General features: G+C 42.5%; 10 protein-coding genes. 2 read left to right on the top strand and 8 right to left on the bottom strand.

What is annotated here, in order from left to right; translation table 11 throughout:
• The 3 genes from GPM24_RS11530 to GPM24_RS11540 form a co-directional block, all read right to left on the bottom strand.
• A complete protein-coding gene (locus tag GPM24_RS11530; RefSeq protein WP_158826901.1) occupies positions 1-2196 on the bottom strand; it encodes a GH92 family glycosyl hydrolase in 2196 nt (731 codons plus the stop codon).
• A gap of 32 nt (positions 2197-2228) precedes the next feature.
• Positions 2229-4490: a GH92 family glycosyl hydrolase gene (locus GPM24_RS11535; RefSeq protein ID WP_233268806.1), complete on the bottom strand. Its 2262-nt coding sequence runs from the start codon at positions 4488-4490 to the stop codon at positions 2229-2231.
• A gap of 194 nt (positions 4491-4684) precedes the next feature.
• Positions 4685-7042: an alpha-L-rhamnosidase-related protein gene (locus GPM24_RS11540; RefSeq protein WP_158826903.1), complete on the bottom strand. Its 2358-nt coding sequence runs from the start codon at positions 7040-7042 to the stop codon at positions 4685-4687.
• A gap of 338 nt (positions 7043-7380) precedes the next feature.
• Between GPM24_RS11540 and GPM24_RS22205 the strand changes: the two genes are divergently transcribed.
• Both GPM24_RS22205 and GPM24_RS22210 read left to right on the top strand, forming a co-directional pair.
• On the top strand, positions 7381-7551 hold the full coding sequence (locus GPM24_RS22205; RefSeq protein ID WP_233268808.1) for an SRPBCC family protein: 171 nt from the start codon (positions 7381-7383) through the stop codon (positions 7549-7551).
• A gap of 8 nt (positions 7552-7559) precedes the next feature.
• On the top strand, positions 7560-7802 hold the full coding sequence (locus tag GPM24_RS22210) for an SRPBCC domain-containing protein (protein WP_233268810.1): 243 nt from the start codon (positions 7560-7562) through the stop codon (positions 7800-7802).
• 133 nt (positions 7803-7935) lie between these two features.
• On the opposite strand, the gene GPM24_RS11550 is transcribed toward GPM24_RS22210, so the two are convergent.
• The 5 genes from GPM24_RS11550 to GPM24_RS11570 all read right to left on the bottom strand — a co-directional run bounded on the left by GPM24_RS11550 (position 7936) and on the right by GPM24_RS11570 (position 12452).
• Positions 7936-9153 (bottom strand): DUF4932 domain-containing protein, encoded by a 1218-nt coding sequence (locus GPM24_RS11550; RefSeq protein WP_158826904.1) that lies wholly within the window; start codon positions 9151-9153, stop codon positions 7936-7938.
• Positions 9154-9463: 310 nt separating this feature from the next.
• The gene (locus tag GPM24_RS11555; RefSeq protein WP_158826905.1) at positions 9464-10276 is read right to left on the bottom strand and encodes a hypothetical protein; all 813 of its coding nucleotides are present in this window, start codon (positions 10274-10276) and stop codon (positions 9464-9466) included.
• Between the two features lie 10 nt (positions 10277-10286).
• Positions 10287-11057, bottom strand: coding sequence for a DUF4097 family beta strand repeat-containing protein (locus tag GPM24_RS11560; RefSeq protein ID WP_158826906.1), 771 nt, complete (start codon positions 11055-11057; stop codon positions 10287-10289).
• A gap of 7 nt (positions 11058-11064) precedes the next feature.
• Entirely contained in the window at positions 11065-11937 is an 873-nt protein-coding gene (locus GPM24_RS11565) for a HEAT repeat domain-containing protein (RefSeq protein ID WP_158826907.1), read from the bottom strand.
• Positions 11937-12452: an RNA polymerase sigma factor gene (locus tag GPM24_RS11570; protein WP_158826908.1), complete on the bottom strand. Its 516-nt coding sequence runs from the start codon at positions 12450-12452 to the stop codon at positions 11937-11939. The genes GPM24_RS11565 and GPM24_RS11570 overlap by 1 nt, the downstream gene beginning before the upstream one ends.
• Between the last annotated feature and the right edge of the window lie 71 nt (positions 12453-12523).

Genomic DNA, 12523 nt, shown 5'->3' on the forward strand with positions numbered 1-12523 from the left:
TTAATTAAATGATGGAGGATTGGTTAAAGTACCCCAGGTTTTATTAGGTTTTGATGATAGTTGAAATTTAAGTACGCCGCCTTGCTTAAGCAAACTATAGGGCAGCCATGTTGTGTTCAGCACTTTACCGTTGAAAGAAAGACTATTGATATAAGGCTGATGAACTGATCCGCCGGTAATGGTTAGCAAACGATTGGCCGGCAAATGAATTTTGATAGTTGTAAATGAAGGGCTGTTTACCGAGAAGCCACCTACACCCGGAATCATGGGATACAACCCAATATTGGCAAAAACATACCAAGCGCCCATAGCACCCAAATCGTCATTTCCGGGCAATCCGTTATCGCGATTAGTATATTGCTCTGCTATAATGCGCCTGATGACCGCTTGCGTTTTGTAAGGTGCTCCGGCCCAGTTGTACGTCCATGGCACCTGGAAGTCCGGCTCGTTACCGGCGGCGTACCATTCCTGGTTATAACTGGCGTTTAGCTTTGAAAAGAAATCATCCAATCGACGCTCTGCCGCCTGTTGGCCGCCAATGGTATCAATCAATCCCTTCAGGTTAAAAGGCACCATCCAAAAATAATTTTTATAGCTCGCTTCGCGCCAATCTTCATCATACTTTTTCCAGCTGCCATCGGCCTGCCGCGATTGCAGCCATCTCCTTTCGGGGTTGTAAAGATTTTTCCAATATTGAGCTCTTTTCAAATATGGCGTGTACAATGTTTTGTTTCCGGTGACTTGCAAACCCATTTGTCCGATCGCAAAATCGGCTGAATTATATTCCAAACTCATGGATGCAGGTGCATAACCTTTTTTTAGATACTGCTCCAAATAAGGCCGCGTAAATTCTTTTTGAGAGCGGGTGCCCGGCACATCTGCACCTCTACGCATAACATTCAGGGCGGCCTTAGCATCAAAGTTCCGAACGCCAAATGCGTAAGCATTGGCAATAACGATGCTGGTAGGATCACCCTGCATAATGCCGGTTTCAATATTGGCAATTACCCAGCGGGGTAACCCGCCGCCCGACTGCTCGGCAAAACGAACGGTAGACGTGATGACATCCCCGGTTTCTTTTGGTGCCAGCAAGCTCATGAGAGGTATTTGTGTACGGTAAGTATCCCAGTTGCTAAATGACGTATAATTATCATAACCTTTGGCTTGGTGCACCACACTATCGGCACCTATATAATCGCCATTAACATCGTTAGAAATATTGGGATGGGCCAGTGCATGGTATAAATGCGTATAAAATTGAGTGGTTTGATCCTTACCAGCACCTGATGCTTCTATTTTGCCGAGGTATTTATTCCAGGCAGCCACCGCCTGCTGTCTCACACCATCAAAGTTCCAATCCGGATTCTCGGCCTTTAGGTTAGCTTTAGCATTGGCTAAAGAAACATATGAAATAGCAAATTTGTAAACCAGCATTTTTTGTTTGCTGACATCAAAGGTGAAAAAAGCCCCTGAATTCGGCCCATCGACACCCGTAGCACCATCATTTAGTTGCTGGCCAGACCATGTACCTTTAGCAACCGGTTTATGATTAAATTTTGCTACAAAGTACACTTTGTAATTGGTACGAATGCCACAAAATGAACCACCATCGGCATAACCTTCGCAAGAGGCAGAGTCGGTAAATTGAATGTGCGCATTGGTAATTTGAGTACCGTTGACGCCAGAGCCTATAATTACCGTTGCCGCATTTTCAGTTGCCGGATAGGTGTAGCGTGCCATACCGGTTCTTTTGGTTACGCTAAGCTCACAACGTATGCCGCTTTTCAAGTTCACTTTGTAATTACCTGCTGATGCATTCTCAATCTTGTATCCAGGCTGCATACCTGTCATATCATTGGGTGATGCGCCCAAGCGGCCGGTAAGCGGAAGCGTAGGGAAGTTGCCCATGTGTTCGCAACCTGCTCCACTGAGCTGGTTAACCACAAAGCCCTTGTTAGCTGCAAAAAAAGTAGGTGTAAACTGTACCATACCAAACGGGAACATAGCGCCGGGAAAGGTATAACCCGCTTCAAGGTAAGCTTCATTAGCATTGGCGCCTTTGCCTTTGGTTCCAATTAACGTATTTACTTTAGCAGCGTAGTTTACCGGCGCAGACGTCTTTTGCGCATAAACTGCCCCTGTAAGCAGCATTGCCGCTATGACACAGATAATACGTTTGGTTGAAGGTTGATGCATATAATAATTCGTGCTTAATAAATGATTTAAGATTAATGCTTATTGGCAGAGGTTAGCGAAAAAGGTTTATCCTCATCGGCTGTACCGCGTTGCATGGCGGGCTTATCGCCCATAATAAGCTGCAGCTTTCCACCATTTGTGATATCAGCATGGGTAAGCCAGTTATGATTATAAGGTTTGCCGTTTAAACTCGCCGACTGGATATAAACGTTTTGATCGCTGTTACCGATGGCTTCAATCACAAACTTTTTCCCATTTTCCATTGTCAGCGTAACTTTTGGAAATATAGGGCTACCTATTACGTACTGATCTGTACCAGGGCAAACGCTGTAAATACCGAGCGCGCTTAGTACGTACCAAGACGACATTTGGCCTTGATCTTCATCTCCGGGAAAACCATTCTCCGTTGCGTTATATAATTTTTTCAATACCTCGCGCACATGCCACTGCGCTTTCCAGGGCTGGCGGGCATAGTTGTACAGATAAATCATGTGCTGGATAGGCTGATTACCATGTGCATACTGGCCCATACCGGCTATTTCCATTTCTTTCATTTCGTGAATTACCTGATGATATTCCCCTACCCGAATGGTTGGTGGCTGAGAAAAAACAGAATCTAACTTAGTAACAAATCTTTCTTCTCCGCCCATTAGCCCAATCAGGCCCTGCACATCATGAAACACCGACCATTGCCAGTGCCAGGCATTGCCTTCGGTGTATGGGCCGCCCCAAGCCAGCGGATCAAAATCGGCAACCCAGTTTCCGTCGGCGCCACGGCCGCGCATAAACCCGGTGGTTGGGTCGTAAACATTTTTATAGTTATACATCTGCCGTGCAAATGCTTCTTGATAAAATGGCTGATTGGTTTGTTTTGCTAATTGGTAGCCACAAAAATCATCATAAGCATATTCCAAAGTTTGTGCAGTAGAGCCCTGCGACTCGGGGTAAGGCACATAACCCATCTGGTAATAGCTTTTCCACCCGGCACGCCCGTTGGCACCACCCCACGGCCCTTTGTTGGTGGCTTCGTGGTAGTAGGCCGCCAGTGCCTGTGCAGGATCAAAGGTGCGGATTCCTTTCACCCAGGCATCAGTCAATAAGGATATTGCATGGTTACCCAGCATTCCCCCCGTTTCGGCCGGGAACGACCAAGCCGGCAACCAGCCGCATTGCTGCTGTGCATCCAGCAAGGCCTGCATATAGCGACCTTCCATTTTGGGATGCAATAGGGTATTGAGTGGAAATTGCGCGCGGAAGGTGTCCCAAAACCCATTGTCGGTATACATATACCCATCGTGCACCTTACCATCGTACGGGCTGTAGTAATAAGGTTTACCTTGCTTGTTGTATTCAAAAAACTGGTGCGAAAATAAATTTGCACGAAACAGGCAGGAATAAAACGTTGCTTTTTGTTCTGCTGAGCCGCCGTCTACCAAAACGCGCGAAAACAAATTGTTCCATACCTTGGCTGCTGCTTGTTTAGTATCTTCTAGCCGATAAAAGCGGCCCAATTCCTGATTCAATGTAAGCGCCGCTTGCTCTTCGCTGATGTATGAGGATGCTACTTTTACCTGAACACCTACACCCGGCTTAAACTGCAGGTATGCACCAATATTATCGCCGGTTTCTTGTTGGGCAGAGGCGGTAATCTTTTCACCTTTGTTCCGCCAAGTACCATAACCGGTAAGCGGCTGGTCAAAAGTTAGTACAAAGAAGTTTTTAAAGCCTTTGGGCGCCCAACGGCAATTGGTTACAAAGCCCGTAACCGTGCGCTTATCGGGATGAATTTCTACATGGCTTAGCTGCGTATAGCCATCCACTAATAAGTAACTGTTTTTTTGTTTTGGATAGGTAAAACGAAAATGTGCGCCACGCTCGGTGGGAGACATTTCGGCATTGATTTGATTTTCAAAGCGCACTTGGTAATAATGCGGTTTGGCTATTTCATTATGGTGACTAAACTTTGCAGCACGCTCCTTTTCTTTAATCTTTAGCTGCCCGGAAACCGGCATGAGCGAAAATACCGCATAATCATTAACCCAAGGGCTGCATTGATGGCTTTGCTGAAAACCACGAATAGAATCTTTAGCGTACTGGTACTTCCACCCCTCGCCGTTAACACCGGTTTGCGGAGCCCAGCTGTTCATCCCAAAAGGCAACGCCACCAACGGATAAGTATTACCGCGGGATAATGCAAAATCGGAGTTAGTTCCCTGCAGGGTGTTTACATAATGTACCAGATCATTTTTTTGTGCGCATACCACATTACCCAGCAAAACAAAAAACAAAATCACATAAAACAGATTCAGCTGGCACCGCATATTACGCTAAATTAAATTTAAGGAGTACAGAAGACACTCAGGTTTATATTGCAAAAATAAAAATTAAACCGGTTTAGCAAAATATATATTGCTTTATTTAATCCGGCTTTAAACATATCTATTTATACAATTAAAGCACTATGAAACCCTTATAAGTAAACCACTATTTATAAACTTAACGCATTCTCGCCTGCATGCAGCACATATTGCTTTGCTTTCCATACAAATATGCCCGTAGTTTTTTCCGGCAGGTGGATATTGATGTTCCAATTGCTGTTATTTAATGCGTAATTAACAGCAACCTTACCTTTTGGATGAGGCATTTCGCCGCTGATTGCTTTTATTTTACCTAAGTGAGGTTCTATCCTAATTTTGCTAAAGCCTGGGGCATAACTATCTATCCCCAACACAGTTCTGAAAAATTCGATATTAGGACTTGCACCCCAGGCGTGGCAATCAGACCGGGAAGTATTGACGTCAGAATATTCGGCCCAGGTTGTTAATCCCATGGCTATATTTTCACGATAAATGTCCAGCCAGTTCATGTAATCGTTACCCAAGCCGGCTTTAACCAATGCCTGATTCAGGTAGTATTTAAAATAAACCGAGCATTGCGTTAAGTTTTTATCATTCAGCAAGCTTTTGGCCACAGCCGGCATATCAGCAGCGCTTACCATACCCGTAAGTATGGCCAACGAATTAGCATGCTGTGAATAGCCTGTTTTTTCTTTTGTATCGGCATACAATTTTTTAGCTGCATCCCAGTATTTACGCTGTATGGTAGCCTTTAGCTGTGCGGCTTTTGCTCTATACAAACTGGCATACTCCTGCAAACCAACGCTGGCTTCCATTGCTGCCGCCCACTGGTAGGCCCATAGCAGTTGCAGATCATAAATTGCTGCACTGCCGTCTTTGCCTTTTACATCGCCGGCCATATTGCCAGACCAGTCTACAAACGCCCAGTACGGGGTATCTTTTAATGAACCGTCTGCCTGCTGATACTTGCTGAAAAAGTCCAGCACGCCTCTTATGCCATGCAGCTTATCTATAATAAAATTATTATCGCCCCGATACATCCAGTAGTCGTGCACCATACCAATGTACCATAAAGAAAACGGTGATATAATTTGGGTACCCTTGGTAGGATAGCAACTTTTAGTAATACCTTCGGCCAGGCGCGAATGATCTATTTGGGTGATGGCATTTCGTGCCAGCAGGTCGTCGCTGGTATTGTAATAAGATACCATGGCTTGTATGCGTGTATCGCCGATGTATTGCAACTGCTCGTAATATGGGCAATCGGTATACGTTTCCCAGGCATTAAGCCTTGCGGTGCGCCAGCCAATATCCAGCATTTGCTTTATTTCGGTATTATCAGTGTTAATCACCGCCGTGCGTTTAAAAGGATAACCGGTAAAAGTGCCATACAGGTCGTCAATAACCAGCGGATCATTTTTAGTTTGCACAATCAATTTCAGGTAACGATAAGTTCGAAAATTTAATGTGGTGAAGGATTGTCCTTTACTTCCGTCCCCAATCAGGCTGTCTATTCGTCCAACAAACTCTTTATCCTCAACATCGTTCCGGTTACCTTTTATAACGCCTTTGCTTCCTTTCTTGTAAAGCGATTCGGCGTAGCCAAGGGATATACCGGCATTTTTACCCCCGCTAAAGTTTAGTGTAACATAAGCATTCGTTTCAAAAGTTTGATCGAGCAATATGGTAGCCATAGTGTGAGCCGGGATAATGACTGATGCTTTTTGTGCAGGAAAAGCAGACGGCACATCTATACCAACCGCACTACGCAATTTAAGAAGACGCTGATACGTCATTTCTCTAGCTGGCAATGTTGAAGGCACCAGCGCCCAGTCAATCCCCCAAGCTGTTCCCTTAAGCCTCCCGTCGAGCAGTGTGGTAGCTTTGGGCCATTTACTATCGTCATAACCATTAGCAGTCCAATCACCTTTAATAGTCTGATTCATGTTTACCATTTCGCCTTTGGTAGCAGCAAAGAAATACCCAGGAACGGGTTGATGACCTTCGTCGCGTATACATTTCCAGGTAGTATTGGTATTTAAGATTTCTTCTTTTTCTGAACCGCCTTGCAAAATAAATCCAGTACGAAAGCTTATTTGTGCTTCCGGACGATATTCGGCCTCATTCCAAACAAGCGCAGCTATGGTGTTTTTTCCGGCAGAAAGGTATGGGGCAAGATCAACCGTTTCGTAGTTCCAATAATAAGTATCGCCCCGTGCAGGTCCTAATGATACCAGTGTACCATTGATATATAGTTTGTACCGGTTATCGGCCGAAACATGAACCATAAAAACTGAAGGTTTGGCGACCAAATCAATGTTTTTGCGGAAGTAGAAAACACCGTAACTGTTTCCGTTGTCGCCAGGTGCAGCAATCCATTGCGAATTCCATTGCCTTTGCAGGGGTTTAGAAATTGCACTTTGAGCACATGCATGTTTAACCGGACCTAAACCACAAAGGCATAGCAGCAGTACATAAAAAAATCTCATCAGGTTATAATTACGGAGCGAAAGATAGTAAATAATAAACCGGTTTAGCAAACGGATTTTATATTTCTTGAATGAGTTTAGTTTTTATCATATTACTACTCGCTACTTGATAACAAATTTTATAAAACCCCACTCCAAGCAAGGAAACAAGATGAAATATCCAATGGAAATTATTAACGACTTAGATGAAACGATAAATAACGCTACGCAAATAGTGCTATATTTATGTTTAACCAGATTTGTGTCAATACAGCCTTTTAATAGTCGCATTTGCCCCTACTCAACATTTCTCCTGTCTGCTAACTTTGAAACATCAATCCCAATAAATTAAAATTAATATGGAAACACCCGACCTAACACCTATCGTTGTTGAAACCACTGTAAATGTTGCGTTAGAAAAAGCGTGGAAAGTATTTAACGAGCCTGAGCATATTAAACAATGGGCGTTTGCCTCAGACGACTGGCATGCCCCCATGCCGAAAATGATTTGCGGGTTGGGGGTAAAATAAAAACCACCATGGCCGCCAAAGACGGGAGCTTCAGCTTTGATTTTGAAGGCACTTATACCAAAGTAGAACCCAACCGTTTGCTTGAATACATACTTGGCGATGGAAGAAAAGTAAACGTGCTCTTTGAAGCAACAGGCAATACCACCAAAGTTGTTGAAACTTTTGATCCTGAAAGTACCCATCCCCGCGAAATGCAGCAAGGCGGCTGGCAGGCCATTCTTAACAACTATAAAAAACAGGCAGAAGCATAACGTAACGACGAGTATAGCCTTAAGTTGATTTGAGGTTATACTCGTTTTTTTGCATATAAATCAAAAAGGTATTGGCGTTGGTGGAAGCATAACGTTAAATAGGTGTTCTTAAAACCTATGTTTTAAGCAACAATCACTGTTGAAAAGCGCTTGTATACTTATGATATTTTAATACCTGATCTTTTACAATTTGCGGCGTCAAGCTGTGAAGGAATTTTATCAGTTCCGGAAGAAAACTTTCAAAAGTAGGATACATAGTCCTGTTGACTTCATACCGGGCTACTTGTTTTTCTAACAAGGGAAGCAACACGCAATGATATTCGCCGATGTGGAGTTTTCGCAAACGATCTGCTTCTTTGGTGTTGTTTAAAGACATGGCTATTCGTATCTCACCCAGCCTAACCAGATGCTCAGTTACGCATACATACCAGTCTCTGATGCCCAAGGGTGCCAGTGTATCACTCAGTTCTTTTACAAATAAACCGGAATCCGCTCTAATTTGCTGTGCATACTTTTCAAGCAATGGATTAACAAAAGAATGGGAAATTTCATGAATCGTAATAAATTGCGTTACACTGGAATTGTCAAAGCCGTATTGCCGGTACAAAGGCAAACTACCTTGAAGCTTCAACATTTTGCTGGAACTAATTACCATGGAGGGAATTTGACCGTGCGGCGATGAAATATTCGGGCCAAAGCCTCTATAACTATCCTCGCCCGGAGTTATGGGCATGGCAGGTGATATGTATAGTTCATATCGAGGAAACTTTTTGCCATACCATTCTTCAATGGCCGGGTAAGCAGCTTTGTCAATATCTTTAGCAATTTCTGCAAGAGCACCTTTATAGAAGGAACTATTTTCATTCAAGAAGCTACCGACATCCGCCTTAACGTAAAACTGTATTAAGCTGTCTGTTAACTCAGTTAATAACATAGTCAGCTTATCCGTAGCTACAGGCTTGTCAGATGTACTCCCTTCATTAATAAATCGTTGTCCTTTTGCCGGGAACGCATTTTGATTTAATAAATGAGTCAGTATCGGCCCATTATCGTAAAGCGTATCTCTAATTTGTTTGAGTATTTCAGCTGTTCTTATAATGATTGGATCATTTTCAAAACGTTTAAAGTGTTTGAAACCATAGTACACGATGGGCTGATGTGAGTAATCGGTACCTTTTATGTCGAAAACATAATTACTTATATGTTCAACGGCTAACTTTTCTGCAAAAAAATATGTTTCTACATTCGGGCTAACGCCAACAGTAGCATTTTCAGCTAAACGTACTTTGTACTGTGCAAATGCATTCAAAACAAACAGGAAAAGAAAGACAAACAGGTAGATTTTTTTCATTGCTAACAATCTAGTGAATAAGCATCTTTTACCGAAGACGCACACTTGAACAGAAACGTGACAAGGTTTCATTCATTTTCAAGTAGTTAATTTGTAAAGCACTACAAAATAGCATATTCCAGCATCCAGTAAGCCAATCTTTTTATGAAGTATTCAGTGGGCTGACATCTTAATAAAAATAAAAATTCGATTAAGCATTTGCACATCTGCTTAAACCATGGATTGTAATCTTTACTTCAATGATAAGGCAATTGAGCTTATTACAATAATTAGTTTAATCGTGATAGTTTACATGATTGCAAAACAAGGCTTAGATTTCTTCTTTCAGCAAAATATTACCATACTCGGTTGTAATGAAAACCTGAGCGCCACCCCGATCTGCCGCTAACATAACACTGCCCTTTCCTGTATTTGACCGTGTAAATTGATCAGGGGGCAGGTTTGAATATATCCGATTATGCGGTGCGTTTAAGTTAAGGGATGCTTTTAATTTTCGCGGAACGTAAAAAACAACATCCGCGTTAAATGCGCCGATAAAAAAAAGAGGCTTGCCTTCTTGGGCATTGCGCCACTGAACATGTCTGACCGTGATTGTTTGCTTAAGGTTTATGCCCATTGTATTTAGTGATACGGGACCAGTTATATCGCTGATGACAACCGAAGGAACGTTAGCTGATATCATAAGCTCACCTGTCAGGCTTGTAAGGGATAATACGGATTGAGGGAGGTGGGAGACGAACTGCAACGAGAAATGTGTTTTTTCAGGCACTTGTATCGTGATATGATTGTCGTTTGTAGGCTGTAAAATCAGTTCTATAAATTCGTTTGTTTCGCGGCTTCTCGGGCTAAATTCAGTTGACTCTGTTTTATTTACCGGCACGGCCAGGGCAGAAATGTCTGTATAACCATCTGGCAGTTTAACAACAGTATCCACTTTTCCTGTTATCGTCAAATCGCTTCCTTTATATCCTCTTACATCAACGGATGCATCCTGAAGGATGATGATTTTTAACAACTTCTGTTCTTTGCCTTTTAAAGAGACCCGGATTGGGGAAGAAGCGTTTACCACAAAAGTTTCAAGACAAACGCAGGCCAGCAGCAGTACAATACGAAGTGTTTTCATGATTTTAGGATTAATTCTTTTCCTGATTCAAATAGATGTTTCCTGTAGTGCTTGTAACTGAAATTCCTATCCCCCCGTCGTTCAAAAGCAGGCCCGGCCCGAAACGCAGTTTTGAATATACCCTGCCCTTACCATTTGATAAAGAGAAGTAAGCTTTTAAGCTATCAGGCACAGATAGTTCGATATTGGAAGAAGCTGAGCGAACCATATAAGGATGATCGTACAACGACCATTTCGCAGTATTGCTCCATGAGATATATTTAAGACTTACTTTACCATAATCGTTAGATATCCAGAAAGGTCCGGTTAATCTTTCAACTTCCAAACGACAGAAATAAGCAGCTATCTGAACAGGCCCTGCATAATTTCTTACCTGAATTAATCCGTCGGGTAATGTTGTTTTAAATTCGAAAGCAAGCAGCGGCATATGGTTAGGAACTTGGATTTTAATTGACCGGCAATTCGTATTGATACGAATCTCGTTAAATAGAAAACCGTTAACACCAGTTCTAAGCTGACTTTGATACTTAATTGAACTATCCCCGCTGCTGCTATTGTCTGCCAGTAAAGGGTATTTCAATAATGTATCTGCTAAAGACTGTTGAGGGCTTACCAAGATATCGTTTCCGTCATACCCTTCCGACACAATGAACGGCGCATCTGAATACAGAACAACTTTATCCAATTTAGGTAGTTGAATCCTTACTGTCTGCTGTGTATTTTGTCCGTATGCGCGGTATATTATTAACGGAAGCAGGATAAACCAGGTAATTAGTTTCATGATTTGTTTAGTTTAAAAATTCTTCAATGCCTTGCTTAATTTGGCCTTGTGTATGATAAGCGGTGCTGTCATTGTGTAAAAGCGCAAGCATTTGCGGTATAGCTTCTTTTGATTTGTTGGCGAAGAGGATATCAATCATAGAAGACTGTACTGTACCCTGCACAAATGGTAGCGCGTTGATCAGCAAGCGTTGTACGCCGGTTGAGCTTGCTTTTGGCTGCAAAGTCTGCACTATGGCCAGCTGAACATTAGGGTCAGGATCATTTTTCAAAGCCGAACCTAATGCCTTTAAGTCTGCTTCGCTCAACTTCCCCTCTTTTACAGCCAACACAGCCGAAATGCGCGTTGAAGAATAAGGTGATTGCAGTTGCGCCATAAGCGGTGATTGATTTTGTGTCACAACTGGCGATTGATAGCTGCCTAAACCTGCTTTTTTCTTTTCCGCATTTTGCGCCACATAAACTTTTACATATCTGGTTTGAACAGGGCCCTGTTTTACAACTTGAAGGATTTTATACTTAACTATCTGCTGGTAATCGCTATTATACTTGCCTAAACAAAAAGCGATTACAAAAACTATCACCGCAGCAACTGAAGCCCACCAATACAGTACAGGTTGTATCCGGTAAATGATGTTATCTGGCTGTAGTGTATGGGTTTGCTTATTGAGCATGGCATAAAAGTTATCATCCATAACCTCAATAATTTGCTTTTTAGGGGTCATGTCCAGAGCATTCCATACCAACCGCAGATCGTTTACTTTCTGTCTTATGCGCTCATCCTGCTCCAGCAGTTGCTCAAAGGTTACCTTTTCCTCTTCAGACAGATTGCCGGTGAGGTAATCGGTTGCCAGATTTTCTATTTCACTTGCCGTCATCATTAGGTCAGTTTAAAATACGCTTCTTTTAGTAACTGCATAGCCCGGTATACCCGCGTTTTAATCACCCCTACCGAGCATTCTTTTAAAGCAGCAATCTCCTCATATTTCATTCTCCAAAACTTGCTCATCATCAGCACCTCACCGTATTGTTCGGGTAATTTTTTCAAGATTTGATGTACTATTTTATAATCATCGTTCTCCATCACGTAGCTATACTCTTCAGAGTAAGCAAATAAAGAATCCTTTCGTTGCATCTGGTATTTAATTTCCTGCCTGTTTACATTAGCCGCAATAGCATAAAGCCAGACTTTGAAGTTACCCTCGTCCTTAAATGATTTGCGATACTCAATCACTCTTAAAAAAACCTGCTGTACCAAGTCTTTGCTCACGTCCCGGTCGCTGAATGATCGATAAGCAAAATATTGCAGTAGCCTTTGTTTGTAACGCTCGTATAATAATGCCACCTTGCTTAGGTCGTCATTTTTGATACATATCATCAAGGCTTCGTCGGTCATGGTTGATTTACTATGGTATATCAGGAAATCGCAAAAAGGTCACAAGAAAAATAAAAATATTTTTCGGCCAG

This window comes from Mucilaginibacter lacusdianchii, assembly GCF_009770985.1.
In the GTDB taxonomy this organism is placed as follows: domain Bacteria; phylum Bacteroidota; class Bacteroidia; order Sphingobacteriales; family Sphingobacteriaceae; genus Mucilaginibacter; species Mucilaginibacter lacusdianchii.